The sequence below is a fragment of the Methylococcus sp. EFPC2 genome (assembly GCF_016925495.1).
Lineage (GTDB): Bacteria > Pseudomonadota > Gammaproteobacteria > Methylococcales > Methylococcaceae > EFPC2.
This window is the reverse complement of sequence record NZ_CP070491.1, coordinates 667,707-686,957: the sequence shown is the minus strand read 5'-3', so window position 1 is coordinate 686,957 and position 19,251 is coordinate 667,707. Positions and strand designations below refer to the sequence as shown.

At 61.8% G+C, this 19,251-nt stretch carries 17 protein-coding genes; 7 read left to right on the top strand and 10 right to left on the bottom strand.

The genetic code is table 11. The annotated features are described in order from the left end of the window. Nucleotide 1 precedes the first annotated feature (1 nt). The 10 genes from JWZ97_RS03080 to JWZ97_RS03035 all read right to left on the bottom strand — a co-directional run bounded on the left by JWZ97_RS03080 (nt 2) and on the right by JWZ97_RS03035 (nt 10,328). Nucleotides 2–769: an ABC transporter ATP-binding protein gene (locus tag JWZ97_RS03080; protein ID WP_205433319.1), complete on the bottom strand. Its 768-nt coding sequence runs from the start codon at nt 767–769 to the stop codon at nt 2–4. Nucleotides 770–772: 3 nt separating this feature from the next. Next, nucleotides 773–1,915, bottom strand: a complete 1,143-nt coding sequence (locus JWZ97_RS03075) for an ABC transporter permease (RefSeq protein ID WP_205433318.1) — start codon at nt 1,913–1,915, stop codon at nt 773–775. Between the two features lie 2 nt (nt 1,916–1,917). Next, entirely contained in the window at nt 1,918–2,814 is an 897-nt protein-coding gene (locus JWZ97_RS03070) for a polyphosphate kinase 2 family protein (protein ID WP_205433317.1), read from the bottom strand. Nucleotides 2,815–2,857: 43 nt separating this feature from the next. Then, nucleotides 2,858–4,711: a V-type ATP synthase subunit A gene (locus tag JWZ97_RS03065; RefSeq protein ID WP_205433316.1), complete on the bottom strand. Its 1,854-nt coding sequence runs from the start codon at nt 4,709–4,711 to the stop codon at nt 2,858–2,860. Continuing rightward, nucleotides 4,701–5,363, bottom strand: a complete 663-nt coding sequence (locus tag JWZ97_RS03060; RefSeq protein ID WP_205433315.1) for a DUF2764 family protein — start codon at nt 5,361–5,363, stop codon at nt 4,701–4,703. The genes JWZ97_RS03065 and JWZ97_RS03060 overlap by 11 nt, the downstream gene beginning before the upstream one ends. 4 nt (nt 5,364–5,367) lie before the next feature. Continuing rightward, the gene (locus tag JWZ97_RS03055; RefSeq protein ID WP_205433314.1) at nt 5,368–6,030 is read right to left on the bottom strand and encodes a hypothetical protein; all 663 of its coding nucleotides are present in this window, start codon (nt 6,028–6,030) and stop codon (nt 5,368–5,370) included. 16 nt (nt 6,031–6,046) lie between these two features. After that, entirely contained in the window at nt 6,047–6,493 is a 447-nt protein-coding gene (locus tag JWZ97_RS03050) for an ATP synthase subunit C (protein WP_205433313.1), read from the bottom strand. An 83-nt stretch (nt 6,494–6,576) separates the two neighbouring features. Then, a complete protein-coding gene (locus JWZ97_RS03045; RefSeq protein ID WP_205433312.1) occupies nt 6,577–8,346 on the bottom strand; it encodes a V-type ATP synthase subunit I in 1,770 nt (589 codons plus the stop codon). Beyond that, nucleotides 8,343–8,963: a V-type ATP synthase subunit D gene (locus tag JWZ97_RS03040; protein ID WP_205433311.1), complete on the bottom strand. Its 621-nt coding sequence runs from the start codon at nt 8,961–8,963 to the stop codon at nt 8,343–8,345. Before JWZ97_RS03040 ends, JWZ97_RS03045 begins: the two co-directional genes overlap by 4 nt. Before the next feature lie 12 nt (nt 8,964–8,975). Beyond that, nucleotides 8,976–10,328, bottom strand: coding sequence for a V-type ATP synthase subunit B (locus JWZ97_RS03035; RefSeq protein WP_205433310.1), 1,353 nt, complete (start codon nt 10,326–10,328; stop codon nt 8,976–8,978). A gap of 269 nt (nt 10,329–10,597) precedes the next feature. On the opposite strand from JWZ97_RS03035, the gene JWZ97_RS03030 reads away from it, so the two are divergent. The 7 genes from JWZ97_RS03030 (at nt 10,598) to JWZ97_RS03000 (ending at nt 19,201) form a co-directional block, all read left to right on the top strand. Beyond that, complete coding sequence (locus JWZ97_RS03030) at nt 10,598–11,788, top strand: efflux RND transporter periplasmic adaptor subunit (protein ID WP_205433309.1); 1,191 nt, start codon at nt 10,598–10,600, stop codon at nt 11,786–11,788. Nucleotides 11,789–11,794: 6 nt separating this feature from the next. After that, nucleotides 11,795–14,935: an efflux RND transporter permease subunit gene (locus JWZ97_RS03025; protein ID WP_205433308.1), complete on the top strand. Its 3,141-nt coding sequence runs from the start codon at nt 11,795–11,797 to the stop codon at nt 14,933–14,935. Then, nucleotides 14,928–16,370 (top strand): efflux transporter outer membrane subunit, encoded by a 1,443-nt coding sequence (locus JWZ97_RS03020; protein ID WP_205433307.1) that lies wholly within the window; start codon nt 14,928–14,930, stop codon nt 16,368–16,370. The genes JWZ97_RS03025 and JWZ97_RS03020 overlap by 8 nt, the downstream gene beginning before the upstream one ends. A 394-nt stretch (nt 16,371–16,764) precedes the next feature. Then, entirely contained in the window at nt 16,765–17,007 is a 243-nt protein-coding gene (locus JWZ97_RS03015; protein ID WP_205433306.1) for a hypothetical protein, read from the top strand. 82 nt (nt 17,008–17,089) lie between these two features. Beyond that, complete coding sequence (locus tag JWZ97_RS03010; protein WP_205433305.1) at nt 17,090–17,332, top strand: hypothetical protein; 243 nt, start codon at nt 17,090–17,092, stop codon at nt 17,330–17,332. A gap of 417 nt (nt 17,333–17,749) precedes the next feature. Then, nucleotides 17,750–18,826 carry an AI-2E family transporter gene (locus JWZ97_RS03005; RefSeq protein ID WP_205433304.1) on the top strand — a complete coding sequence of 359 codons (1,077 nt, stop codon included), beginning with the start codon at nt 17,750–17,752 and terminating at the stop codon, nt 18,824–18,826. A gap of 138 nt (nt 18,827–18,964) precedes the next feature. Continuing rightward, a complete protein-coding gene (locus tag JWZ97_RS03000) occupies nt 18,965–19,201 on the top strand; it encodes a hypothetical protein (protein ID WP_205433303.1) in 237 nt (78 codons plus the stop codon). Nucleotides 19,202–19,251: the final 50 nt, after the last annotated feature.

The window sequence follows — 19,251 nt, the reverse complement described above, 5'->3', positions numbered from 1 at the left end:
TCTAATGTTCGGGGTGAACATCGCTTCGGTCTCGGGTCAGGAACCGGATGACTTTCGGATCCACAGACTCTTCGAGCAACGCCCGCGGCGAACCGGTGGCGATCATGGTCTTGCTCTCCGGATCCAGAAATACGGAATTGGTGCCGATGGCGAAGATGCTGGCCAGTTCGTGCGTGACCACCACGATGGTCGTGCCGAGGCTGCGGCAGAGGCCGAGTATCAGGTCGTCCAGCAATTTTGCGCTGACCGGGTCCAATCCGGCCGAAGGCTCGTCGAAGAACAGGATCTCCGGGTCCAGGGCCATGGCCCGGGCCAAGCCGGCCCGCTTCTGCATGCCGCCGGAAATTTCGGACGGGTAAAACTCTTCGAAACCGGCCAGTCCCACCAGAGCCAGCTTGTAGGAAACGACCTTGCGGATTTGCGTAGGGCTTAGGTCGGTGAATTCGCCCAGCGGGAGCGCGATGTTCTCGGCCAGAGTCAGAGAACTGAACAAGGCGCCGCTCTGAAAGAGAACGCCGATACGGCGCATCAAGCGCTCCCGCTCCAGTCCCTCCAACTCCCAAAGATTTTGCTTGCCGAACCACACGGCACCCTTGGCAGGCCGTTGCAAGCCGATGAGGTGCATCAGCAGCGTGCTCTTGCCGCAGCCGCTTCCTCCCATGATGACGAAGATGTCGCCCCGGTTCACGGTGAAGTTGAGATCGCGCTGGATCAGGAAGTCGCCGTAGGCCATGGTAAGGTTTTCCACCGTGATGACCACTTCATTCATCGTTCAAATTCCCAGCCGGTTGCAGATCAGGGTGATGATCGAGTCGGCCACCACGATGAACACGATCCCGGTCACCACCGCCGAAGTGGCCGCATCGCCTACCGCCGACGAACTGCGTCCGCACTGTATGCCGCGCAGGCAACCGGCGATGGCGATGAGGACGCCGAACACCGCGCACTTGAAGGTGCCGGTCAGGAAGTCGTATAGATGCACGGCATCCTTGGTGCGGTCGAGGTATTGCACCAGGGATACATCGAAAAAACTCACGCTCACCAGGCCACCTCCGATGATGCCCATCAGGTCGGCATACAGTCCCAGAAAAGGCATGATGAAAATCAGCGCCAGCATGCGCGGCAGCACCAGGAATTCCATCGGCGCGATGCCCATCACCCTGAGGGCCGCGATTTCGCTGTTGACGTTCATGGTGCCGAGTTGGGCGGCATAGGCGGCGCCGGTGCGTCCCGACATGATGATGGCCGTCATCAGCGCGCCCATTTCCCGGGTCATGCCTAGGCCGACCAGATCGGCGATGTAGATCTGCGCGCCGAACAAGGCCAGCTGCACGGCGCCCACGAAAGCCAGGATGAGTCCGACCAGCAGGCTGATGAGCGTGACGATGGGCAAGGCGGACGGCCCGCAATCCTGGATGTTCAGCCATAAATCCAGGACACGGAAGCGGGCCCGCCCGCGGATCAGCGCGACGGTGGCAAGGGCCGAGTCGCCCAGGAATTCCACCAGTGCCTGGAAATCTTTCCAGACGACGATCCCGGCTTCACCCCATAGTGCCAGCCAGGGTGTCTTGACGCTGTCACGGCGCGCGCCGCTGCGTTCTGGTACGGCATAGACCAAGTCGAGCAGGCCTCTGACGCCTTCCGGCAGAGAACCGGTGTCCACTTGCAGGCCTCGTTCACGGCAGGCGTCGATCAGGCCAATCAGATAAGTCATCAAGGCGCTGTCCCAACGGCCGAGTTCGCTGCCGTCCACGGTGACGGGACCTGCTGGGGAAGCCGCCGGCGGCAGTTGTGCGACAACGTCGTCGGCAGCCGGTATCGCCGCGTCCAGCAGCCAGTCTCCCTTGAGGACGAGGCATGGCCCACCCGTATCGTTGAAGCGTACGGAGGAGGTGGCCTGGCGCACGGAGCTCATGCTTATTCGGACTCGAGTTTGCGGCGCGCTTCCGCCAGTATTTGACGCTGCTCGTCGGTGACCTCGGGAAACTCCAGGTCCAAGCCTTGCAGGGTCCGCGTGACGATGTCGGCGACCAGGGTGCGGGTCGCCCATTTGTCGTCAGCCGGGATGATGTACCAGGGCGCCCAATCGGTGCTGGTCGCCGTGATCGCGTTTTCATAGGCGTCCTGGTAGTCGTCCCAAAACTCGCGCTCGGCCAGATCGGCGGCAGAAAACTTCCAGTTCTTCTCGGACCGGTCTAGCCGTTCCAGAAAACGTTTTTTCTGCTCGTCCTTCGCGACGTGCAGGAAGAATTTGAGGATGATCGTACCGTTGCGGACCAGATGCCGTTCGAAGGAATTGATATCGTCGTAGCGCGCCGCCCAGAAGGACTTGCCCCGTTTGCCGTCCGGCAACTGCCGCTGCAGTAATTCCGGATGCACCTTGACCACCAGAACGTCCTCATAATAGGAGCGGTTGAATATGCCGATGCGTCCGCGTTCCGGCAGGCAGCGCATGTAGCGCCAGAGGAAGTTGTGATCCAGGTCCTCGGCCGAGGGCTTCTTGAAGGCGAACACCTGGCAGCCCTGCGGATTCACGCCCGACATCACGTGCTTGATGGTGCCGTCCTTGCCCGCCGCATCCATCGCCTGGAGGACAATCAGCAGCGAGTAGCGGTCGTCGGCATAAAGCACTTGCTGGGCTTCCGCCAGGAGAGCCTGGTTCTCCGTCAAAATTTCCTTGGAGCGCTCCTTGACCTGTTCCTTGCCGGCCTCCTTCAGGTTTTTAGTCTGCGCCCAGCCGGTTTCGTAGTCCTTGAGCCGAACCTTGGTGCCGGGCTCCACCCTCAATTTCTTGATGAGCTCTTTCTTGATCATTTTTTTCTTTCCGCCGGGTTGGGTGGGTGGGATGGTCGAGCCCTCATGCCTCGGCAAGCTGGCCCGGATGTTCCGTAAGGACGCGGTATTTTTCGGCCAGACTTCCGATTTCCTGGCGATAACGCACGAATTCGGCACTTTCCGGATGGCTGTAATTCCAGTTCTTGTAAAGCCCGGTGATCTGGGTGAAGAAGGTTCGCGCTTCGTCCTTGTTCTGGAAACGATAATCCGCGTCTATCAGGTTTTTGAGCAACTGGAAACTTTCCTGCTGCCGCTCTCGGGGCATGCAGGCATCCACCTCGTCGAACGCGTCCTGCTGCAGATAGACCATGTCCAGCAGCAGGGATTTCTGCCAGTCCACGTAGTCTTCCAGGGTGATGCCTTCCTCGCCGGTCACCTGCATCATCTGGTAGATACCGTCGCCCCGCTCCAGCAGGGTCTGCATGCGCTTGACGTCGCGCACCCAGAAACTGCCCAGTTCTTTGGTGAACCAGGGGGAGAGCTGATCCAGATAGCGGGACCAGGAAATCAAGGGATCGATGGCCGGATAGAAGCGCCGGTAGGCGCGGTCGGCCGATAGCCCGAGGAAGGTCTTGACGGTGCCCAGGGTGGACTGGGTGACGGGTTCCTCGAAATTGCCGCCCGCCGGCGAGACGGTGCCTATCAGGGTCAGCGAACCGACCGAACCGTCCGGGCAGCGCAACACGCCGGCCCGTTCGTAGACGTTTTTGATGGACGAATCCAGATAGGCTGGGAAGGCTTCCTCGCCGGGTATCTCCTCCATGCGCCCGGAGGTTTCCCGCATGGCCTGCGCCCAGCGGGAGGTGGAGTCGGCGATCAGCAGAACGTGATAGCCCATCTGGCGGAAATATTCGCCCAGGGTGATCCCCGTATAGATCGACGCCTCGCGGGCGGCGACCGGCATGGACGAGGTGTTGCAGATGATGACGGTGCGGTCCATCAACGTGCCGCCGGTGCGCGGGTCCTTGGTGTTGGGATATTCGGTGATGGTTTCCACCACCTCGCCGGCTCGCTCGCCGCAGGCCACGATCACCACGATGTCCACTGTGGAGTAACGGGCGATGAGGCTTTGCAGCACGGTCTTGCCGGCGCCGAAAGGCCCCGGTATGCAGCCGGTGCCGCCGCGGGCGATGGGGAAGAAGGTGTCGATGAGGCGGGTCGAGGTGGTCAGCGGTTCGGTCGGATACAGACGCTCGCCATAGCGGCGACGCACGATGCCTTCCGGTATCGGCCGCCGTACCGGCCAGCGTTGCGACAGGGTGACTTCGTGCTCGACACCGGCCGAGTCCTTGTAGCGAGCCACGACCTCGTTCACCGACACGCTGCCCTCGCGTACCCAGGTCAGCTCGACCGCTTCCGGCTCCTTGAACGGCACCATGATCTTGTGGGCGAAAGGACCCTCCGGGACCGAACCGATCACGCCGCCCGGTGGCAGCTTCGCGCCGATGGCCGCCGCGGGCGTAAAAGCCCATTTCTTGTCCGGGTCCAGGGAGGGCACGGTGGCGCCGCGCGGCAGAAAGAAACCGTATTCTTTGGCCAGGGCGTTGAGCGGATTGAGCAGGCCGTCGAAGACCTGGCCCAGCAATCCGGGGCCCAGCACCACGGGCAGCATTTCTCCGGACAATTCCACCACGTCTCCCACCCGCACGCCCCGCGTGTCCTCGAACACCTGCATGTCCGCCGTGCGTCCGCGGATGCGCAGCACTTCGGCCTTCAGGCGTTGCTCCACGCCGTTCTCGGCCCTGTCCGCGGGCAGGTGGATGAAACCCACCTCGTTCTTGGTGATGGAAGCGCTCTCGTCGACTTCGATGAGCACCAGGCTTTCCTTCACCCCTACGACTTTGGCGATACGCGGGGCTTGCGATTCAGGATACATCGGTGACCTCCTTGATTAAGGCTTGAAACCGCGTTTTGGCGGCGGCCGGGCTGCGGGCCAGCCAAGCCCGCAGCAGGTCCCAGCGAAAAACGTAAGCGACCACGGCTTCGTATCCGAATGCGTTGCTCTCGGCCGTGCGGCTCAGCCAGTTCCACACCACGGTCATCAGCTGTCTTTCCAGCGCCAGGGCGTCCTGACGTTCCAGATAGCCGCGCGCCTCGGGCAGCCAGGGGTGAACCTTGGCCAGGCCGAAGTCCGGCTCGTTCCATAGCCGTACGATGGTCGGCAGCCAGGGGCCCGTGCCCCAGGCTTCGCCGCGGGCCGGTGCCGGTGCACCGACTTGCCGGCGGCGCAGCGCGGCCACCAGCGTTTGCAGGCCGAAGCGGAATTCCAGGAAGTCGCGCAACACGGGCTGCATGGAGTGCATGGCCTCCTGGTAGCGGGCCACCATATCCGCGTCGGTTTTGGGTTTGCTCAGAGTCATTTGCCAGGCCGCCAGCGTTTCTGCCCGTGCGAGTTGTTCGGCGTCTTCGGTCTCCAGCATGCGCAGGCGCTGTTCGAGTTTCAGACGGCTGATGGGCAAGCGCTCCGCCTGGTCGAGGCGGGGAAGGTGCGGCAGACTGCCGATCAGGGTGTAGTAAGCGGCGGCCATGGCTTCATTCGATGCCGTCGAGTATGCGGCGGAATCGGGGCACCATTCTTTCACCCAATAAACGGGTGATGGCCTTATCGGAAAGATCGATTTCCAACTCATCCTTGACCAGTTGAACCCGGGCGCCCCCGTCGATATCGGAGGCCGGTATCAGCTCTATCCCTTCGCGCAGCATGTCACTGGACAACTGGAGGATCATGTTCTTCCCGTGCTCCCGTATTTCCTCGTCGGGTATGCCGGTGAGGAGTACCCTGGACACCATGACGTGGATGTCCTTGTTCTGGATGACCTCCTCGACCGCTCGACCGGCGAGCACCAGCACCAAAGCTCTGATGAGTTCCTCGTCGCGGGTGGCGGATGTGACCAAGCGCTTGAGGAAAATCTCGAACGAGGACGCGATCCGCGATTTAAGGTGCAGGACCGCATCCCGCGCGGACAGGCGCAAGGCCTCATGAGCCGCCTGCTTGTCGCTTTCGATTTCCTTGCTCGCCAGCTCGCGCAGGCGGTCGGTCTCGGCTTTGGTATCGGCCAGCAACCTTGCCGCTTTGGCCTCGGCTTCGCGGACGATGCGGGCGGCCTCTTCCTCGGCGGCCTGCACGCCTTGATCGCGTATACGGTCGATGAGGGCCTGGACCCCTAGTGTGGTGGACTGGGCTGCTTGGTTCATCTGTATTCCCTCACGTCTATTTGGGCAGCCCGGCGGCCAGCACCAGGGCGAATACCATGGCGAACACCGAGAAGCCTTCCACCAGCGCCGCCGGGGCGAGCGAAATACCGAAGACTTCCGGCTTGCTCTTGGACGCATTGATCGCCGCCGCACAGGTGCTGCCCTGTTGGATCGAGCTCACCAGTAGCGCCAAGCCGGACAACAGGCCCAACGCGAAGATTCCGGCCGAGTTATCCAGAGTGACCTCGCGGCGTAGCGTCATGGTGACGACGATGCCGAATATGGTCTGGGAAGAAGGCATGGCGGCTACGCCGACGAACTTACCGTAGCCGCTCTCGACTTCGAGCAATGCGCCGCAAGCCGCCATGCCGGCACGCGCGCAGCCGAGGGAACTGCCGATGGCACCGAGCGCCAGTGGGGCATAAATGCCGATCCAGCCCAGGATCAGGATGAAAGCTTCCATGATGTCTCCTCGAAGGTAAAAGTGGTTTGAATGATCTAAGACCCGCGCGCCGTATTCGCCCGGTGCCTCACCCCGCGGGCGGATTAAGTTTGTTTCCGTCTGAACGGCTGGAACAGGCTTCCTTCTTCTTTCAGTCCCCAGTTGAAAAATTCGATCATGTTGAGACGCAGGCCGTGGATCACGGCGGCGGCTATCCCTAGGATGATGTTGAGCACATGCCCGAGAACCAGGATCAAGAGCGCGAACAACAGGCCGACGCCGGGAACGGCGTCCATCAGTCCGCTGGCCATGTGATTGAATTCGATGGCCAGGGACGCTCCCGCCATCCCCAAGGCGAACAAGCGGAGATAACTCAATACGTCGCCGAAAGCCCGGGAAATTTCGGTCAGGCCGTGCAGACCGCCCAGCATACGCTTCAGGGGCTTTTCGTGAGGTTCCGAGAAAAGCAGCACCAGAACCAGGCCGAATACGATAGCCCCGCTGCCCAGGGTTGCAAGCAGGTCGATCTGCAGCACGGAACCTCCGCCCAGGGCCAGACCGCCGGCGACGACCACGGCCCAGCCGACCGGAGCCAGGCTTTCGGCCCTATCCTGGCGTCGCCAGGCATCGCATAGATTGGCCAGGATGACGTGCACGCAGCCGATGACGATGGATATGGCCATCATCGTGTTGGAGTCCTTCATGTCGAGCAGATGGAATCGGCTCAGGAAGGTCCCGTGTTCGGGTTCCCATCCGAAGTAACTGCCGATCAGCACACCCCACACCGCGCCGCACACGACCAGGGCCGAACCGAGCGCGCGGTAGCGGCGCCCGCTTTCCGTTCCGCCCATTTTTTTCCAGTAGATCAACAGCAATCCGCCCAATACCGCGGCGTAGCCGGCGTCGGCCAGGATCATGCCGAAGAACAAGGCGAATGACAGGAACACCACGACGGAAGGATCCCAGGTACGGTAACCGGGCGTCATGTAGAAATTGACCAAGTCTTCCCCGGCCGATAGCCATGAGGGGTTTTTGAGATACGAGGGTGGGCGGTCGTCCGGTCCCGGATCTTCGGCGGCGAAATACAGGTTTTGTTCTTTGGCGTACTCGGCGATGGGCCCTGCCGATTCCGCCGGGGCCCAGCCGTGCAGGGCGAACAGCGGATCGCGCACATAGGTCTGCGCCTCCACCTTGGATCGCGCGGCGCGGTCTTCCAGGCCGTCCAGGCTGCGGCGCAGCAATTCGTACCAACGCGTCAGATAGGCGCGTTCGGCGGCCGCGTCTTCGAGAGCCAGTTCCACCTCGTCCAGCCGATCGTCCAGTTGACGCCGCGAGCGGTCGCCGAGATGCACCCGGACGCCTGGAAAATCGCGCGGCTCTTCGTGCGCGAAGGTCAGTACATAGGCCTGCCGCCTGTCGCGCGCGACGATTTCGAACACTTGGCCGGATTTCGCAATCGACGGAACGTCCTTCAGGGGCACCAGGTAAAACCAGATCCGATAGCCCGCCAACGCGCCGGAGGGAGGAAACTCGAATTCGCCCCAGGGAGCAAAAGCCTGAATGCGCTTGATCAGAAAATCGCGTTCGTCCTCCAAATCCTGGAGGCGACGCCTGACGTCCAGGGCCTGCCGCTCCACTTCGGCGGCATCGAAGCGGGCCGGATCGCGGACCTGACGCCGTTTATGCGGATGGCTGGCGAGAAACTGCAAGGCCGTGCGAGCCTCGGCCGACGAAGCAAGCTCAGGCTTGCCGCGGCCTTCGGCGTTCAGGGGAACGACATGCACGCAACCCATGGCCTGGATGTCTTCCAACAGCTTTGCCCTGTCGTCGGACAATCCGGCCAGCGTGATTTTTTGCAGTCTCACGATGCTCATGGCGCCCCCTCCTCCGCGGACCGGGCCCCCACCTGCTTGCTCTTGGCCAGCTTGGAGGTGACGACGCTCGAACGCTCGACATCGCCCAGATAGATACGGATGCGTTGGATATTTTTTTGCGAGGTGGGGATCAGTATCTTGTCGAACAGGTTGACCCGCTGGGTGATGCGCCGGACCTGTTGTTGCAGGATCGCCACCCGCCGGCCGGCGATATCGGCGCGCAGACGCTGCTCCGCCGCGTCCCTGAGATGCTGCACCAGCACATCCACCCAAGGCGGAGAGGCCAGGCGGGAGTAATCGGCCACCCGGCATTCGATGCTTTCCAGCAAGGGCAGGCGCACGCCGACGACGTTTTGTTCGCCGACCTTATAGCCCGTGACCCTTACCAGACTGCCGAGCTGGAACTCCTCGTCGGCGAGCATGGCCAGTTCCTCGCCGATGCGGGTTTCCAGCGCTTCGACCGCGGCCTTGGCCGCTTCGAATTCCGCCCGGGCTTTCTGCGCCTCGACGGTCAGCTGCCGGCGCTTCAGGTCCAGCGAGGGCAACAGGCGTTTGTAGAGCTTCAATTGCTCCTGCTGATGATGGAGCGATTGCTTGCTGAGCCGGAGTTTGGCCATGGCGATAGCTCCTCACGCGGCCGCGTCCTGCCCCTCGGCTACGCTCGGGGCTCGTTTGGGGAAATACTTGTCCACCAAGTTCTGCTTCATCAGCAGTTCCTGCGGCTCGAAGCATTCGGCCAGGGTTTGCCAGCAAAGATCCAGGGCCTCGATGACCGGCAGATTGGCGCGGATGTCCATGAAACGCTCGCGGAACAGCTGGGCGAACTTGAGCAACTTGTGGTCGAAGGGCGAAAGCTCGAAGGCCATGTCCTGCTTCTTCTGCGCTTCCACGCCACCGGAATAGAAGCGGATCATGGTGTTCATGATCTGGCCGTGGTCCTCGCGGGTGGCCTTGCCGATCACGTGCTGCTTGAGGCGCGACAGCGAGCCGAACGGGTCGATCACGCCGTTGTGCAGATAGAACTGGCCTTCGGTGATGTAGCCGGTATTGTCCGGCACCGGATGGGTTACATCGTCGCCCGGCATGGTGGTCACGGTCAGGATGGTGACCGAGCCGGCGCCCTTGAAATCGCAGGCCTTCTCGTAGCGGCTGGCCAACTGGGTATAGAGGTCACCCATGTAGCCGCGCACCGCCGGGATGCGTTCCTGGGCGACGGCGATTTCTTTCATGGCGTCGGCGTAAGCGGTCATGTCGGTAAGCAGCACCAGCACGCGCTTGTTTTCCTCCACCGCCATTTTTTCCGCCACGGCCAGCGCCATGTCGGGTATCAGCAGGCGCTCGACCAGCGGGTCTGAGGCCTGGTTGACATACATCACCGTGCGGGGGAATACCCCGTGTTCCTCGAAGGCGGTGCGGAAAAAATGATAATCGTCGAAGATCAGGCCCATGCCGCCGAACACCACGACGTCGGCGTTGGCCTGGAAGCCGATGCGCGCCAACAGTTCGTTGTACGGTTCGCCGGCGACCGAGAAAATGGGGATTTTCTGGCTCTCGACCAGGCAATTGAATAAATCGATCATGGGCACCCGGGTCTCGATCATGTGCGTGGGCATGACGCGCATGACCGGGTTGACGGTGGGGCCACCCAGCGGAATCTTGGGGTCGGTGGAGAGATCGGGGCCGCCGTCGACGGGCTCGCCGGAGCCGCGGAAGATGCGGCCGAGGATGTTTTCCGAATAGACCACTTCCTGGGGCCGTCCGAGGAAACTGACCCCGGCATCGGTGGAGAGTCCCTTGCCGCCGGCGTAAACCTGCAAACTGACGATGTCGCGGTCCAGATCGACCACCTTGGCGATGGAAACTTCGCCGTCGGTGTTTTCCACCCGTGCGACTTCCCCAAAAGCGACATCCTTGGCCTTGACCCTGATCGTGTCGCCCACGATTTCGGTCAAGCGGGTGTGGCGGATCAATTTCTCTATCATCGACCTACTCCCTTACCGGGCCGGCCGTCCTGGCCGTCGTTATGACGAGGCTATACGAAGTCGCCCCCCGCCCCGCCGAAGTCTCGGCTGACAGGTTTAGATCATAGCCTCGCGCGATTGGATGCTACGCGCAAGCCCCCCGAAAAAAAAATCCATGTTCTGGATTATTTCGTCGTAACTCGTCCAGAATGTATGCGGCACGACTGTCAACCCTTCGCGTCGCCGACCGGGCGACGAAGCGATTCGTTCGATCACAAGGGGAACGAAGAATGAAACCAATTCATCTCCTCGGTTTGTTGACGCGTTACGGCACCTGGCCGGTGCGACATCCGGCGGCATGCGCCGGGCTGGTGCTCGCGCTGCTCGGCAGCGGCTGCGAAAGGGCCAAGGAGCCCCCTCCCCCGCCGCCCCCGGTCGTCGAGGTGGCCGAAGTCCTGCAGAAGGATGTGCCCATCCGTCAGGAATGGGTGGGCACCCTCGACGGCATGGTGAACGCCCAGATCTTGGCCCAGGTCACGGGCTATCTGATCCGGCAGAATTACCAGGAAGGGCAGGCGGTAAAGAAAGGCCAGCTGCTCTACGAGATCGACCCGCGCGTGTTCCAGGCCGCGCTCGACGGCGCGCAAGGCACGCTGGCCCGGCAGGAAGCCGTGCTGAAGACCGCCCGGCTCGACATGGATCGCGTACAAAGGCTGCTGCCGGAAAAGGCGGTCAGCGTGCGCGACCGCGACAACGCGGTCGGCCGCGAAGCCTCCGCCCAGGCCGAGGTGCTGGCGGCCAAGGCGGCCGTGCAGAAGGCACGACTCGACCTCGGCTTTACCCGCATCATCTCGCCCATCGACGGCGTAGCCGGCATGTCCAAGGCTCAGATCGGCAACCTGGTCGGCCCCGGCAGCGCCAATGAGGTGCTGACCACGGTGTCCCAGGTCGATCCCATCAAGGCTTATATCCCTTTAAGCGAGCAGCAGTATTTGCAATTCGCCCGCGGCAAGGAGAACGGCGGCGAACGTCAGGGTGGTCTGCCGCTGGAGCTCATACTGGCCGACGGATCGACTTATCCGCATCCCGGCAAATTTTTCTTCGCCGACCGCCAGGTGGACGTCAAGACCGGCACCATCCAGATGGCCATCCTGTTCCCCAATCCCGGCAATCTGCTGCGCCCCGGCCAGTATGCCAGGGTGCGCGCGGTGGTGAAGCAGAAACCGGGGGCTTTGCTGGTGCCGCAACGCGCGGTGGCCGAGATGCAGGGCCGGCGTCTGGTGGCGGTGGTGAAATCCGACAACACGGTCGAAATCCGCCCGGTCAAGGTGGCCGAAACCATCGATGCGCTGTGGATCATAGAAGAAGGGCTCAAACCCGGCGAACGGGTGATTGTCGAGGGCGTACAGAAGGTGCGTCCCGGCAGCAAGGTCGAACCCAAACCCTATGCGGAAGCCTCCGCCGTTCCCGCGGGGAGGTAAGCCGCCATGGCCAAGTTTTTCATCAATCGTCCCATCGTGGCGATCGTCATCGCCATCCTGATGGTGATGATAGGCCTCGTCTCCATGACGGAACTGCCGATCGCCCAATTTCCCGCCATCGCGCCGCCGGAAATCCAGGTGCAAACCACCTACACCGGCGCAGACGCGGTCACGGTGGAACAGTCGGTCGCCACGCCCATCGAACAGCAGATGTCCGGCGTGGACAACATGAATTACATGTACTCCATCAACGCCAACAACGGGCAGATGACGCTGCGCGTCAACTTCGACGTGGCAACCGATCCGAACACCGACCAGGTGTTGGCGCAGATGCGCAAGTCCCAGGCCGAGTCGCAACTGCCGCAGGACGTGCGCAACTTCGGCGTCAACGTGCAGAAATCGACCGCTTCACCCCTGGTGATGTTCGCGCTGTACTCGCCCAAGGGCAGCTACGACAACATCTTCCTGGCCAACTACGCCTACATCAACATCAACGACCAGATGACGCGGGTGAAGGGCATCGCCAGCGTCTCGGTGTTCGGCGCAGGACAATACGCGATGCGGATCTGGGTCAAGCCGGATCAGCTCTCCAAGCTGAACATCACCATCCCCGAGATCGTCAGCGCGGTGCAGGCGCAGAACACCGTCAACCCGGCCGGCAAGGTCGGCGGCGAGCCGGTGCCCGCCGGGCAGGAATACACCTACGCCGTGCGCGCCCAGGGGCGCCTGCAGACCGAGGAAGAGTTCGGCAATATCGTGCTGCGCGCCGAGCCCAGCGGTTCCATCGTGCGCATCAAGGATGTGGGCCGCATCGAACTGGGTGCGCAGACCTACGACATGGCAGGCCGCCTCAACGGCAAGCCCGCAGCCCTCGTCGCCCTCTACCAACTGCCCGGTTCCAACGCCATCGAGGCGGCCGAAGGCGCCAAGAAGGTGATGGCGGAACTGAAGACCCGCTTCCCCGACGATCTGGACTACGTGGTCGCACTCGACACCACCCTGGCGGTCACTGAGGGCATCAACGAGATCGTGCACACCCTGTTCGAGGCCCTGGTGCTGGTGATCTTCGTGGTCTTCCTGTTCCTGCAGGGCTGGCGGCCAACGCTGATTCCTCTGCTGGCGGTGCCGGTTTCACTGATCGGCACCTTCATGCTGTTCCCGGCGCTGGGCTTTTCCATTAACACCTTGTCGCTGTTCGGCCTAGTACTGGCGATCGGCCTGGTGGTGGACGACCCCATCGTGGTGGTCGAGGCGGTGGAGCATCACATCGAGAAGGGATTGAGTCCCAAGGAGGCCACGCTCAAGACCATGCAGGAAGTGACCGGGCCCATCATCGGCACCTCGCTGGCCTTGATCGCGGTGTTCATGCCGACGGTCTTCATCCCCGGTATCACCGGCCGGCTCTACCAGCAATTCGCCGTCACCGTCGGCGTGTCGGTGATGATCTCCACCTTCAACTCGCTGTCGCTCAGCCCTGCCCTTTCCGCGCTGTTACTGAAACCCAGGGTGCGCGGCAAGGGGCCGGTGCAGAAGTTCTACGACGGGTTCAACAAGGTTTTCGGCATAACCAACGAAGGCTATGTGAATTGGTGTTCCGTGCTGATCCGCAAGAGCGTGATCAGCATGGTCTTCCTCGCAGGTCTCGCGGTTTTGGCCGGCGGCTTCGGCAAGAGCATCCCCCTGGGCTTTTTGCCGGACGAAGATCAAGGCTACCTGTATGCCGGCATCCAGCTTCCCCATGTGTCCTCGCTGCAGCGTACCGATGAGGTTACCAAGAAAGTCGAGGACATCCTCAAAAACACGCCGGGCGTGGAGTACTACTCCTCGGTCATCGGCTACAACATGCTCAGTCAGGCCAACACCACCTACAACACCTTTTTCTTCATTTCACTCAAGAAATGGGGGGAGCGCACCCAGCCGGAAGAGCAATACGAGGCGATCAAGCGGCATCTCAACCAGGAAATGGCCAAGATCCCCGAGGCCGTAGGATTTGCCTTCCCGCCACCGGCCATTCCCGGTGTGGGTACCTCGGGCGGCGTGACCATGGTGATCGAGGACAGGGCCGGCAAGGACGTGGCCTTCCTCGCAGAAAACACTCAGAAGTTCATCGAGGCGGCGAACAGGCGGCCAGAGATCGCCCGCGCAACGACCACGGCCCTGCCGTCGGTTCCGCAGATTTTCGTGGACGTGGACCGTGACAAGGTGCTCAAGCAGGGCGTGCAGCTCTCCGACGTCTACAAGACCCTGCAGGCTTACATGGGCTCTGGTTTCATCAACTATTTCAACCGCTTCGGACGGCAATGGCAGACCTATGTGCAGGCTGAGGGCGAGTATCGCAAGGACACCGATGCCCTAGGGCAGTTCTACGTGCGCAACAGCTCGGGAGACACCGTGCCGCTCGCCGCGCTGACCAGCGTGCGCAAGACCGAGGGACCGGAATTCACCATGCGCTACAACTTGTTCCGCAGCGCGCAGATCAACGTCACGCCCAAGCCCGGCTACAGTTCGGCGCAGGCCATGCGGGCGCTGGAAGACGTGTTCGCGGAAACCATGCCCAAGGAGATGGGTTACGACTATGTGGGCATGAGCTTCCAGGAAAAGAAAGCCCAGGAAGGCGTTTCACCGGCCGCGGTCTTCGCTTTCGCAATCTTCTGCGTATTTCTGATCCTGGCCGCCCTGTACGAGAGCTGGAGTCTGCCCTTCAGCGTATTGCTGGGCACGCCCATCGCCGTGTTCGGCGCCTTCGCCGGCCTGATGCTGGGCCATTACGAAAACAACCTCTACGCGCAGATCGGCCTCGTCATGCTGATCGGACTGGCCGCGAAAAACGCCATCCTCATCGTCGAATTCGCCAAGATGGGCGTCGAACAGGGCAAGTCCGTCCTCGACGCCTCGCTGGAAGCCGCGCGCCTACGCTTGCGGCCGATTTTGATGACGGCCTTGTCCTTCATTCTCGGCTGCGTACCGCTGGCCATCGCCAGCGGGGCCGGCGCCTTGTCGAGACGGGTGATGGGCTATGCGGTGATAGGCGGCATGACGGCGGCGACCTGCCTGGCCATCTTCCTCATCCCTGTCTCGTTCTACGTGGTCGAGAAACTCTCGCGCCGAGGCAAGGAAGAAGCAGCGGAGGAGAGCGGCCATGCGTAAACTCATGATCGTCGCGCTTATGACCGTCCTGGCCGGTTGCTTCAAGGTCGGGCCGGATTATCAGCAGCCCCGGATCGACGCCCCTCAACAATGGCGTTTCGCCGCCGGCGATGCCCGGGAAACCGCCAATCTCGCCTGGTGGGAGCAGTTGCGGGATCCGGCCCTCAACCGGCTGGTGGAGCAGGCCTTGCTGGGCAATCTGGATCTCAAGATCGCCGTCGCCAACGTGGAGCAATTCATGGGCGTCTACGGCACGACCCGCTCCGACCTGTTTCCGCAGATATTCGGCCAGGGTGGCTACGATCGGCGCCAACTGAGCGGAGCATCCCTCAGCGTGGGCGGCGGCGGCAAGCTGCCGGACACCAACTCGGCCCAACTCGGCGCCACTCTGTTCTGGGAGTTGGACGTCTGGGGCCAGTTGCGCCGCGCCAAGGAAGCCGCGTTCGCCGACGTGATCGCGCAGGAATCGGCCCGCGACGCGGTGGTGCTGACCCTGGTCAGTTCGGTCGCCCAGACCTATGTCACCCTCCGTTCTCTCGACCTTAGCCTGGAGATCACCCGGCATACCGTCGAGACGCTGGAGGAGGAACACCGCATCGCCCTGGCCCGCTTCAACATGGGTTATGCCTCCGAAATCGAGGTCAGTCAGACGGCGTCCGAACTGGAGCGCCGCCGCGCACAGATTCCATTCTACGAACAGCAGATCGCCCAGGCCGAACACGCCTTGAGCATATTGCTGGGCAGGAATCCGGGGGCCATAACGCGGGGCCTGACCCTGGACGAGTTGAGTCCGCCCGCGGTGCCGGCGGGGCTACCATCCGACCAGCTAGCCCGTCGCCCGGATATCACTCAGGCGGAACAAAACTTGATCGCCGCCAACGCCCGCATCGGCGTCGCGCGCGGCGAGTATTTCCCGAAAATACGGCTGACCGGCGATGTGGGACAGGCGAGCGTGGAACTGGCGCAATTGTTCGCGCCGGGAGCCAATTTCTGGACCATAGGCAGCCGATTGCTGACACCGATTTTTACCGCCGGTCGGATAGCCGGCCAGGTGCAAACCGCCGAAGCCGCGCAACGGGGCGCGCTGGCCGCTTATCAGAGAGCGATCATCTCGGCATTCCGCGAATTCGAGGACGCCCTGGTCGCCAGCGCCAAGTCCAACGACCGGCAACAGGCGCAGGCGCGCCGCGTCGAAGCCTTGCAGAATTATCTGCACCTCTCCCGCGTGCGTTTCGACGAAGGTTACACCTCCTACCTGGAAGTGCTCGATTCGCTGCGCCAATACTACGAAGGCCAGATCGAACTGGTGCAGGCGCGCAGCGACACCTTCACCGCGCTCATCCAGTTATATCGAGCGATGGGCGGCGGCTGGATCGTGTCCTCGGAACAGAAAGCCGACGTACCGAAACCGGAAGAGGCCGCCGTGTTTCCCTAGTGCAAAGCAGGATGCGGGTAAGAGACGACATGGCCAAAGGCCCGTCAGGACGATCCGCCAAGCAGCCAGCCGCGAAAAAATGCCTCATTCATCGCACGGGCCCGTGCGAACGCTCGTCACCGTGATTTCTTTCCCCCACCGGTACCGCCGCCACGTTTCGCCTTAAGCCTTGCAGGCCTCCTTCGGCATGCGATTTCCGGCCCGACCCGTTGGTCGCGATCCGCCACAACGACGCCCTAACACGTCGAATTGTAAGGTTTACGACAAAGCCCGGAGCGGATGTAACGCGCCACAGGCCGCGGATTTCCTCATATCCCCCTCATCAGCCATCTTGGTGCGAGTCTTGCGTATCGCCCTGGGTACACATTCCATTTTTGATACGGAGGGCTTGATTGTGACGGTAGCACCGGGATTTTTCGTGGATTGGAACGGCAATGCACGCCGGACCGAGGATGCGGGTGGGGATTTGGTGGTCGAGGTCGACCTGGCTGCGCGCTATGTCGCGCTCTACACCAAGACCGGAACCTTGATGCATGAAGCGACCTACTACAAGACACTGGACGATTTGGCCAAAAAGGGCATCAAGGCGGAATTGGTGGACGGGGCGACGCCCTGGGGCATGAAGAACGAATGGTAAGCACGCGGGCTGCGGGCGTCGGAGCGGCGACGCCGTGCCCGCAGGCACTTTATTCCTAATAACTGACAAGCGAGGTGCTAACGTGGATCAAATCGATGGCTGGGTATTTCAAGTTACCAGCGGTAATCCTAAAGAGGGCGCACAGGGTGTGGAGATGTACATCGTCTGGGATGCGTCCGAAGATGCCGCCGCGAACCTGCTCAAGGAAAAGTTTTCCCTGGGAGACGATGACATACTGGCTTCGGTGGAGGCGGTGACGGCGGATATACTTTCCGCCCAGGGCTTGCAGCCCGGCCAGGCGTCTGTTTTCCAGGAGCCGGACTGATTTTCGGTTTTGCCGGCTGCTCGACCACTGAGGGCTCGGGATCGCCGGTGTCACCCGGGTGAAGGACTGAAAGGGCCGGGGTTCACACCCCGACCCTTTCGCGTCGGCCGTTTCAACCGCCGGCGTTCTTGGTATTTGTCGCTCTTCCGCATTGGCCGAGCAAGGAGGTGTGCCCGATGCCGGCCTGCTGGGCTCTAGCCCCGTATGAAAGTTGATGACGAACGGTACGCAACGCGTTCATTTTCGGAGTCCGACCGGTTCCGGCGCTTGGTGGTACACTCAAGACCAAACCCGTATTGTCAGGCTCCGCCGAACTGGAGACGAAGTGCGGCATCGCCGCATTTCACCCGACCACGAGGCCGGCAGATTCCGGGTTGAGGCTTAATCGGCTTTTCCTAACCCCTTGGAAGTCCCCTCATGACCGAACCGTCGAACGGCTTACACAGGGCACTCATCGAGAGTGCGGGTATTCTGGTGCTGGTCGGACTGATAGGCGTGGCCTGCTTCAAGGTCGCCGTGCCTTTCTTGGTACCGTTCGTCTGGGCCGTGATCATCACCCTTTCCACCTGGGGTTTGTATCTCAAGCTAGTGAGTACACTGAAGGGGCGGCGCAAGATCGCCGCACTCATCATGGCCTTGCTGATACTGCTCGTGTTCGCCCTCCCGGTCAGTCTGGCCATCAACTCCGTACTGGACTGGCTGCCGTCCCTCCCCGAATTGACCGGCAAAATTTCCGCGCTGCGTCTCGGCGAACCGCCCGCCTGGTTGATCAAACTTCCCCTGGTCGGGGAGCGGATCGAAAATGCCTGGCGCGAGGGTAATCTGAGGAACGCCATCGATCCGGCGAGGGTCAGGCCCATGCTGCTGACCGCCGCCGGCTGGCTGATCAAGGAAGGCGCAAACATGGCCATGGCGGTGGTGTACCTCATACTGGCCACGATCATGGCGGGATTTCTGTATGTGCACGGCGAAAATGCCGGACAGGCCGCGGAGCGTTTCACCCTGCGCATAGGCGGGGCCAGCGGCCTCGGGGCCTTGCATGTGGCCGCGCACACAATGCAGGGCGTTTTCCTGGGGATCATCGGCACCGCGCTGTTGCAGGCGATATTGTCGGCTATCGGTTTTGCCCTGGCCGGCGTCCCGGGTGCGGCCGTGCTCGGTTTGATCTGCTTCATGACGGCCGTCATGCAGATCGGCACCGGCCTGATCTGGATACCCACGGCGATCTGGCTGTTTCACATCGATAGCCAAGGTTGGGCGGCGTTCACCGTGGTCTGGGGCATTTTCATCAACACCATCGACAATTTCATCAAGCCGTATTTCATCAGCAAAACCAGCGGCGAGCTCCCCATATTGCTCATTTTTGTCGGTGTCATCGGGGGGTTTCTGGCCTGGGGATTCCTGGGCATCTTCCTGGGCGCCACCCTGCTGGCGGTGGCCTACACGGTCTTCGGCGACTGGTTGAGCTCTCCCGACAAGACGGATAGTCCCTGAATCTCCACGAGGATGTCGCGATGCATCCGTGTTCGGAGAAGCGGCTTGACAACGCATCGGCACTCATGCACGGTGTTTGAGGAACGTTCCTGGATGGGCGTTGTATTTCCTATCCTTTCCATCAAGCGGAGACCAACCATGGGACAACGTTCACCACAACTGGGCTCCTATTCCTCCGCCAGGAAGCGGGTGGCGGCCATTTTCGCGGATCGATCTTCCCGGCAGTGGATAGTACAGGACCCCGAAGGCAGATTCTGGATCGTGCCTTCCGCCGATAATGCCTGGGATCATCGCCAACCTTTCCAGCCATCCGAAGAAACCGACCTCGAAGCGGTACCCGGTCACTACAAAGACATGCTCGGCTTGCCGTTCTGAGGCGATATGCCGATACGATAAGTCGGCGCCTGTAGGGTATTGCGAGGCAT